Origin of the sequence: Arthrobacter globiformis (assembly GCF_030815865.1) — a bacterium.
Lineage (GTDB): Bacteria > Actinomycetota > Actinomycetes > Actinomycetales > Micrococcaceae > Arthrobacter > Arthrobacter globiformis_B.
In genome coordinates, this window is the sequence record NZ_JAUSXI010000001.1 from 2472155 (window position 1) to 2490725 (window position 18571).

Consider the following 18571-nt stretch of genomic DNA (forward strand, 5'->3'; position numbering starts at 1 on the left):
TCTTCTCTGTCTCTGAGATGGAGCGGGTATCTGGCCGGAGGATGTGCATCATCAGTCTTGGTTGTGACATAAGGCGGGTCGTGGCGAGCTCAGCTGCAGGCTGGCCCACTCTCCAGCGGTGAGGTCGGAACCAGCTACCGCGCAAAGATAGTTTTCCCAAGTGTTTGACGAGAGATCCCACAGAGCGTATGTGGGGGCCTGCGGCTTGCCGGCGCTGCTCTTTTTCAGGCCGAGACCTACGAAAGTCTGGCCATCCGGTGCCCAGGCGCCCGTCACCGTGGCTCCCCTGTGCTGGTCGAACATGGGAGGTGCCGCCGGGATGAAGTCGCTCGTGCTGAGAATCTTCACGGTCCCGTCCTGCTGGATGGCCGCCAAGAGCTTCCCGTCCGGGCTGGCGACAATGTCTCTGGTGGGCGCCGCCAGCTTGATGGACTGAAGTTCGCTGCCGTCCGACTCGCTTCGGATCACCATTGTCTGGGGGTCTTCGAGGACGGCGATTGAGTTCCTGCCGGCCAGTGGGGTGGCGGCGGCCGCGTTCGGGGCTGCCATACTCCAGCGGACGGAGAAGTCAGTAGTCGACAGCATTTGGAGGGTGATATCTCGGCCGTCGCTACTGAACGAGGTCCCGGACAGGAGGAGCAGGGAAGCTTCGTTCTGAGTTACGGCAAAGGCTCGGTTCGCGCTGCCGATCGACTTTGAAGCGATTGGTGTCATGTCGGGAAGACGGAACGACCTGACAGTGCCTGACCGTATGTTGTACGCCAGAAGGAGGTTCTTGTCCTCGATCAGCTTGACTTGGGTGACGATGTCGGGGGTATCGAAGGGGGCAGCCGAATTTTCGCCGCTGAAGTCGATGATCTGGACGGGCTCCTGCTGGTCACGTTTCCACAGGACGAGCACGCCCTGCCTCTTCCGGTCGGACCCGGACTGGCCTGCTGCTGCCAGGTACTCTGCTCCCGCGTCGAGGTTGTTAACGTAGATTGGATCGGCACCGCGCGTGATGCGGTACGTGTCAGGCTCGCTCGTTGGTTGCGACGCAACACTGTTGGCCGACTTCGTCCGCTCGATAGTGGTCACTGCCATTGGGGACCTCGAGGCGTCTGCTGTGAACAGGCTTCCGTCGGGGGAGAAGGCAGCAGCTGACGCCCTTGTCCCGTTCGTGCCTTGCCCGGTTCTCTTTGGTCCGGGCCTGATATAGGTGATTCGCCCGCCGACATCGCCGACAGCCAGATAGCCGCCGGACATGGCCATGGATGTTAGGTGCCGGTCACCAGTACGGGTGAGCGTAAAGGACAGGGTCGACCCGTCGAACACGGGAGCGACAGTGAGCCCGTCAGAGCCAATGATCGCGAGGCCGCCGTCGAATGCTAGATTGTTCGCCGTGAGCGCGATGCTCTGGGCATCGCTTACACCCACTGAAGGGACAGTCGTGGCTGTCTTGGTCACGTAGTCCACGGAATAGAGTCCTTTGCTAGTTCCCGCGAGGATTTGTGTACCCGGCAGTGCCTCCACTGAGTAGATGGTTCCGCTGAGTGCGCCTTGGGGTGCGACCGTCGAAACCGCCAGGGGTTCGGTTCTAAGATCCAGGACTCGACCCTTGGAGGACGCCAGCGTGACTGTAGATCCTCCGGATTCGTAGGCGAGGTCATTCCCTGCCGTGGTGACGTTCTCGTCGTCTTCACCGGTCAAGGGGATACGCCCAAGCGTCCTTCCCGAGCCGCTGAATACTGTGGCTGATTTGTTCGAGATGAGCAGCACGTTATGGGTGGAGAGTGAGGTCTTGCTCGCGGCGACTACGTATACTCTCAGCTGCTCCCGAAGCTGCGCTACGTCCTGCAAAATAACTTTGGACAGGGATGGGGTTCCCGAAGTGAGGTCGTAGGTCTTGATCGTGTGGTCGTCCAGGACAACCAGAGTCGTCCCATCCGGACTGACCGCCAGGTCCTTCACACGGCTGTCTGCTTGGAACCTCCAGGACTCTACCTTGCCGTCGTTGTCGATCCTTAGGATGTTGTTATCGCCCGCGACGACGTACAGCCCACGCCCGAGGCTGTCCGTCCTAATGAGGCGGATTGCTTGATCGGCCACAGGCAGGGTAGCCACAATGTTAGGGTTTTCCGCGGCAACGTTGAAGACATTCTCGCGCGTCGCCACGCTGGAACCGAGCTTGTTAGCGGCGAGTGCATAAAGGGCGGCCTTTCTGGGGTCGGCGGCAAGTTGAGCCTGCGACTTGTTAATGAGGCTCTGGACGTCGGCGGCTACGCCGGCGCGCTGTACTTGGCCAGCCAAGGCGGCACCAGTGACCAGCATTCCGACGAACGCTGCAGCCAAGGCAAAGATGATGATCCTGGCGGTCGGATTGGGCCGATTCCGCACGGCGCGAACCGTGCTTGCCAAGTCATCGGCGGGTGTGGCGGTCGCTGCCAGACGTGTCGCGATGGGTTCCGCGGTTTCCCTGTCGATTGCCGGGTAGACGATTCTTAGTCCACGTCCTTCCGCGGCCTTGAATTTGTTCTCGTAGCCTTCCACGGATGCCGGGCGTGCGTGCTCAATCCGTCCTGTCACTGCGCACAGCGGGTCGAGCTTCTTGAGCCTGAGCAGGGTCAAGGCCTTGCCGAGCCGAAAGGAGTCCAAGGCCACGAACCACGCGAGCCCTAGTGAGTCGCCCGCGACCTGCTGTACTGGCTGACCTGTGGCGGCGTCTCTGATCTCCCAGATGAAGGAGCGCTTCGTTGTGTTCTCTGGGACTAGCGCCCATGCGTTGGCGATCGCTCGTTGGAACGAATCGTCAGCAGCCAGGAAGGACATGGATTGTGGGTCCGGATGAAGTCCCGCGGGCCCGTCGGCTGTCTCGCTGACGATGAGGTAGCCTACGCTGCCGGCTGTTGTCTGATCGAATAGGACCGGCATCTCGACCTTACGCACAATTTTGATGTCTTGGCCGGCCAAACGTCGTGCAAGCAGGACAGTGAAATCGGCCGAGGGATTGCCGGGGCGGAGGAGTTCAATTTCACTGAGCACGCGGTCGAGCGGTGTCTCCGTCGGCAGCGCGAAGGGCTCATGCGATGCTGACGGGCTCGTGAGCCCGCATTGATTAAAGACGTCCAATGCGAGCCGTACTGACTCCTCAGTGAACCGATCGTCGGATAGGGCGCGAGCGAGGCCAAGGACAGCTCTGGCTGTCGTCGTTGCTGTTACGGGCTCAATGCCGGTAGCAGATGGCCGAAGATGGCGCCTCTCGGCAGCGAAAGCATCCCAGTACGGCGTACGCTGCGCAAGCGCCGCAACGTCTCCCTCCCTGACCGCTGCGCGGCAGATGTTGACCCAACCCCTTTCCGGGAGGAGAAGCCGGGTGAGCAGCTGGTGGCGTTCCTCCCGGTCCTGGCCCGGTCTCATGAGTTGTAGCGGAGGATCTTGGCCAGACTGTCGGAGAAGGCCGATCCCTTGGGGGCCTTCTCTGCGATCGACTTCCACGCTTCGAATGTTTCCGGTCCTGCACCAGCGATGCTCTCTGCGAGCAGACCCTCCGGGAGGGTAGACATGCCGGGAAAGTCTAGTCGGCTCAGATCGACGGACACGGTGAACTTGCTGGTTGCAAGCGGAACACTCAGATCGGAAACCACATATTCCGAGTCGTAGCCCGCGAAGGCCAACAGGTAGGTAACGTGGCCCACTTCCGTGGTGACTCGGACGCGAACTCCTGAGAGCGGTGGGTATTCGGTTGATAACGCATCGAGTGTGACATGCAAAGAAGTTCCTCGCCCATCGATGGTCCAGCTTGCGCCGATGGCACCTAACGCTACAGATCCCGTCTGCTCGGTGTGTTCGCTCTTTGCTGCCCGGACGTAGTCAGACTGGGTGAAGATGTCCACGAACCCGGAGGAGACCCCGACATTGTCGTCCGCGTCCGCCAAGACGAGGTTGTTCTGGGCGCGGGCAGGGAGGGTATGCGGGGGCGCCTGGTGCGCGGCAGCGGGGACGCGAGACTCCGGGATAGATTCATCCTGATGTTGCCGCAGTGACTTGCGGTGAACGGGACTCATCAGCAGAGCGTTGGCCAAGTCACCCCAGAAGGAATCACTGCGGACCCGTGGCTTACTGGACACGGTGTTCCTCCTCCGCCTCGGTGAATTCGGGCATCAGTTTTCCGGCCAATAGGGAGAGCAGGAGCATAGCACTGATGCCTGCTGTGAAGTTCCCCGCCCTGCCCTCCATGCCCCAAGCGAATGCTCCCCCAAGGATTGAGAAAAAAATGCCAGCGATAATGTGGGCCAGAAAGAATCGCACATACTTGGTTTCGGTACGGGCGTGGTTAAGCCTGACGAAGTTGATGAGGAGGCGGCCTGCTCCGAGTGTGGCGCCACCGAGCATTCCCTGTAGCCATGTTTCCGTCAGCATGAAATCAATGTTCATCGTTCCCCGTATCCATACCGCCTGAGTGGTATCAGATTACAGGGCTCTTCCAGAATCCGGTCGGTGAGTATGCCTCTCCATTTTGGGTCTAGGTCCTGATCGTAAGTGTCCAGGGTGACCTCGATCTGGTCCAGCAGGCACCGTACGGCCAGCTCCTGCACCACGCAACTGGAGTAGGTCCATCCGGCCGCCAGTTTGGCGGTCATGTCCGCGGCTACGACCAGGAAACTCTGGGCGAACAGTCCGTTGTACTTTGGCGCGCGCCTACTACTGCGGAAGGCACAGAAAAGCCCAGCTTTACGTCCGCTATCAGCTTTTTGCCCTAGCAAAGGATGCGATGGAAAGGGGAAGGGCCTAGACGGTTTCCTTGTGAACGTGAGTGACTTTGAGGTTCGATCAGTCCTTCAGACTGTTTGCTTCATGGAGATCACGCGAACAAGCGCGGACCATCTCGTCAAACCTCGGGTGACGAGTTATGGCGATGTGCTTGCTATGACGTCGGATGTGGAGACTAAGCATAGCGGCCATTCTGCCAACAGTGACCTGCTTCAAATCGCTATTGAGGGCGCCAGCAATTGAACAAATAGAATGCCAAGCGGCCCGCTGGCTGGGGAGCAGCTGGCGAATTGTCCCACCCAAGAGGAGTATTCGTTGCACCCGGTCCCGATATGACTCGCTGAGCTTATCGCCAGTTCGCCTTGAAACTCGCCACTGCTTGTCCATCCGGCGCAGACGGGTTTGCGTGGGTGGAATCCGATCCCCAAGGCAGTGTTTTCGCTCGTGTAACTAGTTCTGAAGCGGGCCTGACACGACGCCCTTGGTGCTTTCGGCTCGTCACGGACGACTCGTTGTACGGCCAGGGTTACTTTCGATAATGGCTTTGAGTTCGGCAACACTTCTTGGTGTACTAACGCCCCTATGCGCCATGGCATGGCAGTTCGCACACAGGGGAACAAGGTCTTGAACCGGGTCGAGTCGGTAATCCGTCCCGAGCTGGGAAATCGGGACGATGTGATGCACGTGAATGAAGTCCTTGCCGATGCCTCCGTACACGGCTTCGAAGGAGAACCCGCAGGCTTCGCACGTGGTTCCGCGGTGCTTGATGCAGTCTCGCCTGGCGTCCGTGCTTCGCTCATAGCGATTGACCTCAACACGGCTAGCTGCGCCTTCCGGATAGGTCCCAGGAACGGCATGCGCGGGGTCAGATTGTTCCGGACCCAGTTCGCCCCACAGAGCACGGAGCTTGGGCTCTTCCGAGGGAGCAACTGTTCGCCCAGATTCGAACAAGGCATCCCAGGGAACCCCCGGGACGGCCTGCTTAAGGACTGCAGGGTCTATCTGCTCTCCCAGCGGCAATAAGGCATCAAATTCCACACGGACGTACATGGTGTTTTTGTTTGGATCGGCGTAGTGCTTACCCGGCTCCGGCTCCGAGAGTACGACGCCGTGCCCGACTAAGCCGCGACCGTAGTTTCCCTGCAGAAGCAACCGTGTCGGCCGCTGGCTACGGATCAGCGACACACCACGAGAAGTTCGCTGAGTCCCTGAAAGACAGCGGTGGCACCGAGAACCAAATTTGTGGCCGCCTCGCCGCTGCCCTCAGCGACGGCTGACACCCGTAGCAGCCGTCACCACGGGCAAAGGCGTAGCCAAAGCCCGAAAGTCCCGCGCAGGAACGGCAGTGGGCGGCGCGGACCGAGGCAAGAACGGGCGCAGTCTCTAGACCATAGGGCGCCGTATCCGAGGGTAAAAGAAGGTCATCTGGAAAGCAACTGCCGTAGCAATCAAATGACTACTAGTACCTGGTCTAGCTTTAATTCACCGTCAGCCACGGAACGTCTGGGAGGAAACCACGATGTCTTTGCCGAACCCCCACGCCGGATCCCCCTTCCCCAACCCCGACCTGGACCTCTCCGACGTCATCACCAACCTCAGGAGGGTCCGTGTCGCCAGTAGAAAAAAACTCGCCAACGACGACCTCACCCGGGCATTCCTCGACGCTGCCCTGAAACTGACCGAAGACCTTTTCGTAAGAGCACCCTCGAACAACGACGAGGGGGTGCGGCCGACCATGTCGTACCTGTCGCGGCCAAAGGTCCTAGCCAAGACCCAGCAAGACCACGGGCACCTTGTCCCAACAGGAGGCAAATTCCGCGACCGCTGGGCATCCCAGCAGCACTTCCTCGCCGACTTCATCTCCTATGCCCTCAGAGCAAGGCACTGGAGCCTTCACATCGCTCTTGCTGGACGGTCCAAGGAACTTCTAACCAAAGGGGAGAATTTCTCAAAATCCGTTCACCAACTGGCTTATGAAGACTTGATGCTTGTGCTGGACCTTCCGGCTTATAGATTCCAACTGCTCGCCGTGGCCTCTGCTGAAGCGGACACTGTTGCATCCACGGCACTCTCCGCCATGTACGCAACCCTTTCGCAGGCATGGTGCGACCTCTATTCCAACGTCTTCAACCACTACGGAGTGAGCTTTCGACCAGGGCTCACCCTCGAAATGTTCAACATCATCCTGCAGTCGACGGCCGAGGGCATGGGAATGCGTCTACTCGCCGGGGTGAAGGAACCACTCGTTAATCACGAGGAAAAGTCCTCCCTGCTTGGCACGGCAGCGCTTGCCCTCATGCTGGCCTTCCTAGACACCGGCGACAACATGACGCTGGAAACCCTGGCCGAAGCATCCTTGCGCCGGCCCAATCCAAACACCTCCTGGTAGGGAGGACATCGGTGGGACCACACGACAAAGTGCACTCCTTCGGGCATCTAGGTAGCAGCGTTATTGCTTGCTGAAATGGTCGTGTACCCGGTGAACCCGCACCGAGTACACGACCCCCATCAGGAGGCCCAGAATGCTCACCACGCTGGCTAAGATTGGCACCGCTTTGGCCATCGCCCTTACCCTGACCCTGGGAACGGTAACGGCCGCATCCGCCGCACCTTCCACCCAGTCACGCTCCATCTCCTCAGTGGCCGCGCCCCAGGCCGCTCCTACTGTCCTCGTCCGCACCGCCCTGCCCACGGGCTACGTCTTCAACAAGACCATGGCATTCCTCGGTTGCATCACCGGAGTGGGGGTACCGATCGGCGTGGGGTGGGCGATCCTCTCCAGCACCGCCGCCGTGGCTGCCATTGCCAGAGGAGGGCCCCTTCCAGCCTCAGTCGGCGGCGCGGTCTACAAGGCAGTGTCAGGCTGGTGGTGGTACATCAAGGGCACCTGCGGATACGCCCTTCGTTAGCAGCTAGACACGCAGTTGCCCCATTCAGCACGCGCTGAATAGGGCAACTGCCATGTGCGGATGTGCAATTCCCCGCTGTTGCCTGCGACAGCTTTCCCAGGGTTGGCACAACGGGCTTAATTGCTGGCGTCTGGGGCGCCTTCAACGTCCCCGCTCCGCGGAGTACTCAGATGAACGCATAGACCGGAAGATGCTTGGATCAGCGATCCAATCTGTCCGGTAGGGGCAACGTCCAAGCCCTTCCCTTGATCCGCGACGATGTCGCTCTTGGGCTCGTCGGCCCGCCCTACGTCCGGAACGTCGAGTAACTCGTCTTGGGAGCCGTCCACGTGGGTCATGACGGTATAAGGCATCGCACTATTTGGCATTCAGCAAGCCCCTCTAGCCTTTAGCCGGGACCCGCCGGCCGCTGTCCAGAGTAACCGCGACCGGGCAGTAATGAGGATCAGCCCAGACTGCAAGGTTGGGCGAGGAATTCGGTGCACAGTCCTCCGGATGAACGTCCGATTGGGGGAAGGACTGGGTGGAGGGCCCGGGGATCACGGTTCTCGGACGTTTCCACCGGCACCCTAAGAACAGGCGCCAAGGAAGGTGCAGCTGATGCAGCCGGGCTGTATTCCGATCGCAGCGGCGAACAACTGGCACGAATGAGAGAAGAAGAACAACGCAACATTGCCGCCGCAGAAGAACAGCGCGCACGGCAACTGCAGGAATGATTCGAGGCCCAACGCGCAGCAGCGCGCGCCCAGCTCGCACCCACCGCACGTGACAACTGGTGGGACAAAGCCCACACCCGGCATGATCGAACAAGCCCATCAAACAGCCACGGCGTGGAAGGCATACGACCCCGAAGCGGCCCAAGCATCAGAACACATCCGCGGTCAGGTACAGGCCCGGTACGGCATCGCCGTCAACAACACAGGAGTGGACGAAGCGTCCGTTTCCGCGGCCCTCAACCGGGCACAGCAAGCACGAACCGAAGCCGAAAGCGAACGGACCAAAGCCTCTGCTGCACGCACCGGTGAAGTGGTGGCCGAGCTGCGGTGGCGGGCGCCAATAGGCAGGACAAAAGGCACAGGACGAACCGGGCTACGACGCCCCGGAGCGGCGTCAGCAGCTGGCGGAAAGCCTCGAGGGCAAGGGCGACCGTGAAGCGGTCAGCTTCCGACTCCTCGCGGACAAACACCAAGGCACGCCGGCGACTGCCGCCGTAGCTCCAAAACCGTCTCTTTCTAAGACCTCAAAGACGGCCAAGTAAGTGGGCAAGGGGAGGACTTTGGAACGCGGAGGACTCGAACGTTAGCTGTCACGCGTGGCGGTTAGGCCGAGAAGCCTGGAGTAGGTAGATGCTATTCAAAGGCTAGAACCGACGGTTTACGGAAGAGGCGCTGTGACTGTACAACGAAGCGGAATGATGTTCGCGACCATGAAGGTTATCGTCTTCTGTTTGGCACTAACTTTAACTCTGACAGCCTGTGCTCCAGGGCCAGCACCAGAGCCCTCCGAAAGTTCCACGACAAGATCAGCAGAACCGACCAAAAGTGAGTCGCCGGCGCCCACAAAAGGTGACCCCGTTCCGACGTCTACTGACGCAACCTTCAACGGCGTGGGATTTGATGTAGCTTTCTCCTTCGACTACCCCGCAACGTGGACCGTGACAAATACTGGCCCGCCCAACCAAGAGGGGGGTCCCTTCGTGATCTCAAATGAAGCGGGCGTCGAAGTCGCCTCCCTTGTGGTTCAGCCATATCTCGAGGTTGAACCGTGCCGGGGAGTGTGCGGCGATATGGCTGTTAGCTACCTCGGCGAAGTCCCTGGGCAGGGAATGCTGGGCGACAAATCATACGCAGTTCAAACCAAAGCTATGGACCTTACTTCAAGGGAGGATCTTCAGAAGGGGAACAGGTGGGCAGGCAACGTTCGGCTCATTGTAGGAGTAGTTGGCAACCCTTCCACAACACAGGCAGAGGATCCTTTCCACTTCACTACCCGTGCGGGCATTGATGTTCCGTCAACCAGCAGCCCCGTTCGTCCGATTATTTTCGCGGCCGACCGGTACTTCGAAACGATGACCGAAGCGAAGGCCTACACCTCATCGAATGAGCACACACGGATTCAGGCGATGATGCGATCGCTCAAGGCAGCAGCCATCACCGGCACCGGAAGAGGTACACCCACCCCTACAGCGACACCGACAGGGCTTCGCTAGCGGAAGCTGTTGTGCTTAAAAGAGTTCTTATGAGATCCAGAGCGCATTAAGAAAAGGGGCTCCGGCCCGGGTTGAGGACGTTCTGCAGCAAACTGGTTGCATGTCCGAGCGATACAACGGACGACATGCAGTAGTTTCTAAGAAGGAGTGACCGACGACTCGCATCGGTCACTCCTTCCGTCTTCTGATCCAGTCATCGACAGGCTGGAGCTGCACCTGAAGGGACACCATGCTGGGTTTTTTGTCTAACCTGAGGGATGTCAAAAGCGCGTTGAGTGCCGGCATGTTGTTGCTGTTCGCAGGATGGTTGCTGCTGGGCGATGAGGTAGCGAGGGTGCGACCAACCGACGAAACCCTCGCTGGTCGGGTAGCAATCCTGGTTGACTACATTGGGCCTGTGGCAACGCTCGCCGTTCTTCCGTTCGTCGCGTACGTAATTGGACTCATCGTCCCCCTCCACTTTGTAGGGCAATGGATTATTGCCAGTCGGAACAGGAGGCAGCAGGAGAATGATGAAGATTCGCAGGGGTCACCGCTGCAGGACTTCATCTTGTCCCAAATCAAGCGGGCAGCGAGAGAGAAGTCTGTTAGGGAGATGCTCGGACAGTTAAACCGGGAAGTCCCGGGTTTCGTAAAGATGCGAATCTCCTACCCCGTCTGGATGCTTCTCTTCCCGCGCAGGATCAGGCAGCGAATCAAGCATCTTTGGGGACGCAGATTAGTGGTTCACGCCCTTGAAGATCACTCGGGAGACGAGGAAGCCAAGAACGACAAGGTGACGACGCGGGATGGCGGTGCAGCTTCAACAGTCGAAAGGAAAGAGGAGGAGATGCTGGCGAATATAGTGCTTCTCCGCGTCCGCCGGCGACGAGCTCTTATGGCGGCCGCTCTGGCCCAGGCGGACAGCGGAGCTTACGAGCGATTCGATAAGGCACAAAGCGAATCCGATTTTCGTGCTGGGCTCTGTGTCCCTTTGCTAATTCTCACCATCGTCACCGCACTGCAGATTCCGCTCGACTACCAGACCTGGCAAGAAAGCCCTGTGCTCGCGATCCTTTGGCTGGCTTCAGGAGCTGCGGCCGCATTCGGTATTGGATGGGGAGTCGTGAAACAACTCGAAATCAGGACAAGAGCAGTGGCTGCGTTCGCAGTCGGCTGGGGAGCTGTGGGTGCCCCAGGGGTGTTCGGGGTTCCTTGGGGACCGGTGGGAGTGTTGGCAGCGGGATGCCTCGCGGTTCTGGTACTTGCACTATGGGCGTCTCACAAGGGCGCCGAAGCGCAGGCTGAATTGGACAACGCCATCATTCTTGGACACATCGGGGTCCTCGAGTTGAAGGTACTAGGAACCAGCGAGACGCTTATTCCAAATCTGCGCACTCGGCTGTGGAATGCTCTTCGAGCTAACCAGTAACGCTGCCTTACTGGTAAGGGAGCGAAGTAAGGAGTGTCCGTCAACGCCGGTTGACATAACGTCCGCTATCCGTGAGCTGAGGCCTGATATCCAGGGGTGGTCAGTCCTAGACCGGGGAGACCCGAACCGCATAAAGGCCCTGACCAACGGAGAGCAATACATAAACACTAGGCAATCAGGGCCAGCCGACCCGCCGTATTCTTGCTTTGGGATGTTTCCACTCCCAGGAAGCCTCTCAGTACTTACTGACAGGCTTCCTAAGTTTGAGCCCGACGGGCATGCTTTCCTGGCGCCATTCCCTGTCAAACCCCCAGGAGGCGGAACGTATCGCAGAGCCGACCGAACTCTTTGCTTTCGCCACTTCTGGGTCATTTCAGAATGCCGATATCCAAACTTCTGTCGGCTTTAGCAGTGGGCGCCCAACGTTGCGGCTGGCCGGAATTTCGTTTCGGAAGGCTCCTGGTGGCGAAATACATGGCTGCGGCGCCCCGGCTTAGGGACCGCCTTAGACATGCTCTGGACTGGTGAAAAGTGGGTGTGGACATTGTCCACACTTTTGGCTTCCGACTGGCTATTACATCGGGAGGACTCGCTCGGATTGCCTATATTTTCTGGAGCGCCCAGTGTTTGCAAGGGCTGGAATGCGGTTCGAGTCCCACCTCGGGCACGTGTTTTCCCTGGTCAGGGGCTTATTAGCCTCTGACCGTGCACATTTTGTTCACTTGTAGGCCCCTTCGGGGGCCTTTTTCAGTGGTGGCCGGTGGTGTGGCCGGATGCCTCCTTGCCTTCCTGGATCGACGGTGCGTCCTTCGTTACTTGTTCATGGACGTCCGTGGCCTGGGCAACATGACCTGGGAAGAATTTGATGCGGGTTTCTCTATCGCATCGCTGCGTGTTCACGAGGTTCCTCCTGCTCGGTTTTGGGTGGCTGTTGTTCTTCTTCATGGTGGGTCCTGAGGATGGCGACGTGACTTGCGCTCGACCGGTAGGGAATCGGTGTCGCCGGGCGCTGACAGCCTGTCCGATACTGCCCGACGGCGAGGCGTTGCCCTGCGTTGTAGCCCATGATGCTCACCGCCCTTCTTCCTGGGATCGAGGGTTTTTCTGTTGATAGGTGTTCATCGTTGCCCTAGGAGTCGACGACGTGACGCTGTGGATTTTTTGCCGCGGTGTCCCCGAAGCAAGGTACTGCTGCCTGGCTGGTCTCTCATGTCTGTTCATTGCCGGCCTGTTGGATGACTGCATGAGGGAATGATGAGCCGCCGAACCACCCTTAGTGGAGAAGAGCCCACAGGTCAGGCTGTGGTGCGGCTCTGTCTTCTTCGGCGACTTGTCTGCAGACCTCCGCAAAGCCCCTTCCGCAGGCGTGCAGGCTCTTGCCCAACCAGTTTCGACGTCTCTGGTGCGATGCGCGGGGGTGTCCCTGTCATGTGGCGATCCAGGTGTTTCGAAAGCCGCCGTCAGAGACGAAGGAAGCGGGCCTTACCTCGACAGCCCGGCGGCTCCCTGACCGACGTCAGGCTGGGGTGTGCTTAATTTGCACAGAGGCCATCGGAGGCAGGTGCCGTCGACGCTGAACCCGTCCCAGGGCCCATTTGCTCCGACAAATGCAGTTCGTCGCCGATCTCCTGGCCTAGCCTCAGGTCCGCGAAGTCGATGAGACTCTGCTGGCGTTTGGAGAGTACGGAATACGCCACAACGCCTCGCGCCGCGTGCTATCTGATTTCAGAAACACGCCACACTAATACGGCGTCCGTGCGAGTAAATAGTCTCCGTCCCGCACCATTGTTGAGGTACAGCCAAAGGACCAGACCGTCTTCGGTCACGGCATCAACTCGACCGGATAGTTCAGGCGCGTCATTTTCGACCAGGAGAACCTGTTCTCCTGGGGCCAACAATGCCGTCTGATGACGACTCTCCGTTTTACGTTATGCAAGTAGCAGTGGACGGCCACGGGCCATTTTTCCTCCATCTGATATTTCGAACCGGGCAACTTAGGCGCATGCTTCTTGGGCTCCGAGGGGGGCAAACGTTTTGAGTGTTTTAGGTGATCACTGATTTATTGAGGGGTTCGGCCTCCCCCTGGGCATTTGAACCGACGAAACCCTTGAGAATCGATCGTCGACGGCGGGGTCTAGCCCGTGTGGGGGTCGTTGATGCCGATGTATTGGGTGGTGGTGTATTCGGTGATGCCTTCGGTGCCGCCTTCGCGGCCGAGTCCGGATTGTTTGACGCCGCCGAAGGGTGCTGCGGCGTTGGAGATGATGCCTGCGTTGAAGCCGACCATGCCGAAGTCGATTTGTTCGGCCACGCGCAGGAGCCGGTTGAAGTCGCGGCTGTAGAGGTAGGAGGCGAGACCGTATTCGCTGGCGTTGGCCAGGCGGATGGCGTCGTCCTCGGTGGTGAAGGTGGTGACGGGGGCGACCGGGCCGAAGATTTCCTGGCGGAGGATTTCGGCGTCGTTGGGGACGTTGCCCAGGACTGTGGGCTGGTAGAAGTAGCCGGGCCCGTCCACGGGTGCGCCGCCGGTGATGGCGGTGGCTCCGGCGTCGACGGCGGCACTGACGAGGGCGTGGACGTCGTCGCGGGCGCCGGCGTCGATCAGGGGTCCGACCTGGGTGGCGGGTGCGGTGCCGCGGCCGGTGGCCAGGGTACCCATCGCAGCGGCGAACTTGGCAGTGAACTCGGCGGCGACGGATTCCTGGACGAGGAACCGGTTGGCGGCGGTGCAGGCTTCGCCCATGTTTCGCATTTTGGCGGCCATGGCACCTTCGACGGCGTTGTCCAGGTCGGCGTCCTCGAACACGATGAACGGGGCGTTCCCGCCGAGTTCCATGGAGGTGCGCAGGACGTTGCCGGCGGCGTCGGCCATCAGGCGTTTGCCGACGGGGGTGGAGCCGGTGAAGGAGACCTTCCGCAGCCGGGAGTCCTTGAGCAGCGGTCCGGAAATTCCTGAGGCGGATGAGGACGCGACGACGTTGAGGACGCCGGCGGGCAGGCCGGCGTCGAGCATGGTCTGCGCGAAGTACTGGGCGGTGAGCGGGGTGAGCTTGGCGGGTTTGAGGACCATGGTGCACCCTGCGGCGACGGCGGGGGCGACTTTCCGGGTGGCCATCGCCAGCGGGAAGTTCCAGGGGGTGATCAGCAGGCACGGCCCGACGGGCTTGTGCTGGACCAGGATCTTGTTCTTGCCCTCCGGGCTGGTGAGGTAGCGGCCGTAGTCCCGGACGGTTTCTTCGGAGAACCAGCGCAGGAACTCGGCCCCGTAGGTGACCTCACCGCGGGACTCGGCCAGGGGCTTGCCCATCTCCAGCGTCATCAGCAGCGCGAAGTCCTCTGCCCGTTCGGTGACCAGGTCAAAGGCCCGGCGCAGGATCTCCGCCCGCGCCCTGGGCGCGGTCCGCGCCCAGGACGCCTGGGCGGCGTCGGCGGCGTCCAAAGCGGCAACTGCGTCGTCACTGGTGGCCGAGGCGAGGGTTGCGAGCACCTCACCTGTGGCGGGATCGTGGACGTCGAAGGTGCCGCCGTCGGACGCGTTTCGCCATTGGCCGCCGATCAGGAGGCCCTTGGGGACAGAATCCAGCAGTTCGAGTTCGGTAAGTGCGGGGATAGAAACAGTCATGGGTTTTCCGTTCGTTGAGCAGTTGCCGTGCGCGGGTGCAGAGGTTGTGGTCTTGTGCGGCGGGGAGAATGCGTGCCGCGGGTGGGTTAGTAGGCCTTTACGCGTTGTTCGACGACGAGGTGGATGAGTGCGAAGACGTGGTCTTCATCGATGGCTTTGAGCGCTGCTTCGACGGCCGCGGGGACATCGGCGTCCTGATCGACTTTGATGCCGAAGCCGCCGAAGGCCTGGGCCATGAGCGCGAATTCCGGGTTTTTCAGTTGTGTGCCGGAGACCCGTTCGGGGTAGTGGCGTTCCTGGTGGGTGCGGATGGTGCCGTATTCCTGGTTGTCCATCACGATGACCAGGGGAGTGGCACCGTACTGCGCTGCGGTGGCGAGCTCCTGGCCGTTCATGAGGAATTCGCCGTCACCTGCGATGGTGACGATGCGCCGGCCGGGGTATTCGAGGGACGCTGCGATGGCGGAGGGGACGGAGTAGCCCATTGAGCCGTTGCGGGCGCTGATCATGGCCGCGTAGCGCTGGGTGGGGAAGTAGCGGTGCGCCCAGTTGGTGTGTTCCCCTGCGCCGAGGGTGATCATGGCATCCGCGGGGAGGGTAGGGACGAGGTTCGCCATCAGGGTATCCATCCGGGCAGGACCGTTCGTCGGCGCCGCCGCGGGGAGAGCGGCGAAGGCTTCCTGTTCGCCGCGCATCCGTGCTGTCCAGGCTTTCCATTCGTCCTTGACCGGGAGGTCGATCTTGGCCAGGTCGCGGATGAACACGTCGGGCTTGGCGACGATCTGGTAAGAGACCGGCCCTGACCGGCCGCGGAGGGACGGGTCGATGGTGACGAGGAAGTTTTTCTTGGACCAGTCCTGGCGGCACAGGAACCCGTCGGTGATGACATTTCCCGGGACGGTGCCGACAAAGATCAGCAGGTCCGTCTCTTCGAGCAGGTCATAGGTCGGACGGGGACGCCCGTAGCCGATGGGCCCGACGTATGACGGGGAGTCGAAGGGCACGGTGCCCTGGGTCCGCCATTCGGCGGCTGCCGGGATGTGGTGCTTTTCCAGCCACGCGGTGAACTGGTCAGCGCCTTCCTGGGTCCAGTCGTTGCCGCCGGTGACGAAGAGCGGCTTGCTGGAGCTGGCCAGGGCTGCGGCCAGGGCATCGGATTCCACCGTGGTCATGCCGCCGGTGGCTACGGGGATTGGTGGGTGTAGTTCGGCGGGGATCTGTTGCCGGATGACGTCCTCGGGCAGGCCGATGACGACGGGGCCGGGCCGGCCGTTCATGGCCGCGAACAGGGCTTCGGCGACGATTTCTGAGGCACGCTCGGCGTGGTCCAGGACCATGACGCGCTTGGCGCCGGTGTCGAACCAGGCCTTGATGTCGAATTCCTGGAATGCTTCCCGGTCTCGGTGCGTCGAAGGGGATGAGTCCGACGAAGAGCACCATGGGGGTGGAGTCCTGCCACGCGGTGTGCAGACCGACGTGGGCGTTCGCCGCACCGGGACCGCGCGTGACCATCGCGATTCCGGGGAGTTGGTTCATTTTGCCGTCTGCTTCGGCCATGTAGGTAGCACCGCCCTCATGGCGGCAGACAATGGTTTCGATGGGGGAGTCATGGAGTCCGTCGAGGACATCCAAAAAACTCTCACCAGGGACAACGTGGGCGCGCTTGATCCCGTGGGCGACGAGCGTGTCAACGATGACGTGCCCGGCGGATTTTGCCGCGCGGGCTGCAGTCACTGTTCCTTCCAAGCCCGTTGCTGTTGGGCGAGTATGGCCTGTTCCGCAGATGAGGACCCAACCGGCCCGGTCTCGGTTTCTATCTGTGATGTCATGTTTCTTATCTCTCGCTCTGCAATCCATACGACTAGTGGGTCGGGACGGGGGGATCGTGACGTCCACGAAAAACACATTGCGTCCGGCCTTGGCTGCTCGTTTGTAGACCACCGGTCTGCCGGGTAGCGGTGCCGGTGCGGCCCGGCGGACATGAGGACAGCGAAGGGCTGCTCACTGCTCATGTCCGCCGGGCCGCGGAATCGTGCGTCCCAATAGAGCTAGGGCAGGCTCACGCGGGCTCTAGGACAGGTACTGCAGCCCCTTGGCCTCCAAACGCGCACGCATGCCATCTAGAAGATCAAGACTTAGGTTGCCTTGGGCGTACAGTGCCCGTTTCTCCTCCTCGGCGGCTTCCCGACGCTTGGCCGCGGCAAGCACGCCGGGCGCGTCCTCGCGCCGGACTACGCAGACACCGTCATCATCGGCAACAATGACGTCGCCGGGGGAGATCATCCGGCCGCCGCACACGATGGGAACTTGAACGTCGGCGAGGGTTTCCTTGACACAGCCTTGTGCGCTGACCGATTTACTCCATACGGGGAACCCCATGCGCCGGAGGATGGCCAGGTCCCGCACACCTGCATCGATCACGAGGCCTCTGACGCCGCGTGCCATGGCGGAAGTCGCAAGCAGATCTCCAAAGTACCCGTCGTCGCACGGTGACGTGGGTGTGACGACGAGGATGTCACCTGGCTGCGCTTGTTCGAGCGCGACGTGAATCATCCAGTTATCACCCGGGGGGACTTCGCAAGTGACAGCGGTGCCGGCGATGGCGACGCCCGACTGGCGAGGTTGCAGACGCGGGTGGAGTAATCCCGCGCGGCCTTGCGCTTCGTGTGTTGTTGCTACGCCGAGCTCTGCAAATGCCGATGCTGTTAGGGCCGGGGTGCGTACGGTGTTGTTCATGACGCGTGCCATGGGTCACGCCCCCACGGTGAAGTTGCTGTCGACTACGCCGCCGGCGGTGGTCCGGTCCGACTCCTCGAGGAGTGCGGAGCTGATCATGACGTCGATCGTGGCGGCCAGTGCCTCGGGTGACACTCGCAGCCCGGCGGGCCACATGCCGAGGTCACGCGTGTATGCGAGCCCCCGGGCAGCCAGCTCGGGGTCGTCCGGCGTCGTGAGTCGCTGGTAGATGGGCAGCGTTACGGCGTCGTTTGCCGGGTCATTGACGAAGTCGTGCGCTTCGGAGAGGGCCGCCACAAGATCCTGCACCGTGTCCCTGTTTTCATCCAGCCACTGTTCATTGCCGATGATGGCGGCGAATATGATCTCCGGGATGACATCTGCAACTTCCCCGAGCAGGTTGTAGCCGGACCGTTCGGCAAGGAAGTTCCAGGGCGCCGGCTGGGGTGCGGCGTCGATTTCGTTATCCTGCAGGGCAGTCCAACGGGTGGTGTGCACGCCGGCGAGGACGAAGCTGTAGTCGTCGGGATAGCTTAGCCCGGCTTCTCGAAGCATAAGTTGGGTATAGATCGCGGTGCCTTCGGTGAGCGATGAAGTCCCGATCCGCTTGCCGCGCAACTGCTCAAGTGTGGTGATGCCTGGGCGCGCGACGAGTGACATGGGAAGTCGTTCGGAGTTGGAGCCGACGATGCGTAGGGTACCCCCGGATACGAAATCGGCAACTGCACCTTCTGGCGGGGTGATCGCCAGGTCCGTTGTGCCTTCACGCACAGCTGTCGTCGCTTTATCGACGGAGCCCAACTTCTGATAATCGATGCTGATTCCGTGCCGGGCGAAGATACCCTGTTCATCTGCGACGAATACCGGAAGCCAGTTGAATCCTTGCGCGGCACCTGAAAAGCGTACGTTTCTTGCTTTGTTGCTCATCTTTTCCT

General features: G+C 60.7%; 12 protein-coding genes and 1 pseudogene. 4 read left to right on the forward strand and 9 right to left on the reverse strand.

The features are described from left to right. Window positions 1–51 precede the first annotated feature (51 nt). The 4 genes from QFZ33_RS11285 to QFZ33_RS23920 form a co-directional block, all read right to left on the reverse strand. Complete coding sequence (locus QFZ33_RS11285) at window positions 52–3396, reverse strand: WD40 repeat domain-containing protein (protein ID WP_307027477.1); 3345 nt, start codon at window positions 3394–3396, stop codon at window positions 52–54. Further along, window positions 3393–4043 (reverse strand): hypothetical protein, encoded by a 651-nt coding sequence (locus QFZ33_RS11290; protein WP_307027479.1) that lies wholly within the window; start codon window positions 4041–4043, stop codon window positions 3393–3395. The genes QFZ33_RS11285 and QFZ33_RS11290 overlap by 4 nt, the downstream gene beginning before the upstream one ends. 52 nt (window positions 4044–4095) lie before the next feature. Further along, on the reverse strand, window positions 4096–4413 hold the full coding sequence (locus QFZ33_RS11295) for a hypothetical protein (protein WP_307027481.1): 318 nt from the start codon (window positions 4411–4413) through the stop codon (window positions 4096–4098). Between the two features lie 834 nt (window positions 4414–5247). Then, the gene (locus QFZ33_RS23920; protein WP_373427346.1) at window positions 5248–5799 is read right to left on the reverse strand and encodes an HNH endonuclease; all 552 of its coding nucleotides are present in this window, start codon (window positions 5797–5799) and stop codon (window positions 5248–5250) included. Between the two features lie 469 nt (window positions 5800–6268). Between QFZ33_RS23920 and QFZ33_RS11300 the strand changes: the two genes are divergently transcribed. The 4 genes from QFZ33_RS11300 (at window position 6269) to QFZ33_RS11315 (ending at window position 11278) form a co-directional block, all read left to right on the forward strand. Beyond that, complete coding sequence (locus tag QFZ33_RS11300; RefSeq protein WP_307027484.1) at window positions 6269–7138, forward strand: hypothetical protein; 870 nt, start codon at window positions 6269–6271, stop codon at window positions 7136–7138. 133 nt (window positions 7139–7271) lie between these two features. Beyond that, on the forward strand, window positions 7272–7658 hold the full coding sequence (locus QFZ33_RS11305; protein ID WP_307027486.1) for a hypothetical protein: 387 nt from the start codon (window positions 7272–7274) through the stop codon (window positions 7656–7658). Between the two features lie 1606 nt (window positions 7659–9264). Then, a complete protein-coding gene (locus QFZ33_RS11310) occupies window positions 9265–9867 on the forward strand; it encodes a hypothetical protein (RefSeq protein ID WP_307027488.1) in 603 nt (200 codons plus the stop codon). Window positions 9868–10096: 229 nt separating this feature from the next. Then, entirely contained in the window at window positions 10097–11278 is a 1182-nt protein-coding gene (locus tag QFZ33_RS11315) for a hypothetical protein (RefSeq protein WP_307027490.1), read from the forward strand. Between the two features lie 747 nt (window positions 11279–12025). Here QFZ33_RS11315 and QFZ33_RS11320 read toward each other — a convergent pair. The 5 genes and pseudogenes from QFZ33_RS11320 to QFZ33_RS11340 form a co-directional block, all read right to left on the reverse strand. After that, the gene (locus QFZ33_RS11320) at window positions 12026–12223 is read right to left on the reverse strand and encodes a hypothetical protein (RefSeq protein WP_307027492.1); all 198 of its coding nucleotides are present in this window, start codon (window positions 12221–12223) and stop codon (window positions 12026–12028) included. 1189 nt (window positions 12224–13412) lie between these two features. Further along, window positions 13413–14900, reverse strand: coding sequence for an NAD-dependent succinate-semialdehyde dehydrogenase (locus QFZ33_RS11325; RefSeq protein ID WP_307027495.1), 1488 nt, complete (start codon window positions 14898–14900; stop codon window positions 13413–13415). An 86-nt stretch (window positions 14901–14986) separates the two neighbouring features. Then, window positions 14987–16646, reverse strand: a pseudogene (locus QFZ33_RS11330) (thiamine pyrophosphate-dependent enzyme). Window positions 16647–16970: 324 nt separating this feature from the next. Beyond that, a complete protein-coding gene (locus QFZ33_RS11335) occupies window positions 16971–17636 on the reverse strand; it encodes a 4-carboxy-4-hydroxy-2-oxoadipate aldolase/oxaloacetate decarboxylase (RefSeq protein WP_307027497.1) in 666 nt (221 codons plus the stop codon). 15 nt (window positions 17637–17651) lie between these two features. Beyond that, window positions 17652–18563 carry an ABC transporter substrate-binding protein gene (locus QFZ33_RS11340; RefSeq protein WP_307027499.1) on the reverse strand — a complete coding sequence of 304 codons (912 nt, stop codon included), beginning with the start codon at window positions 18561–18563 and terminating at the stop codon, window positions 17652–17654. Window positions 18564–18571: the final 8 nt, after the last annotated feature.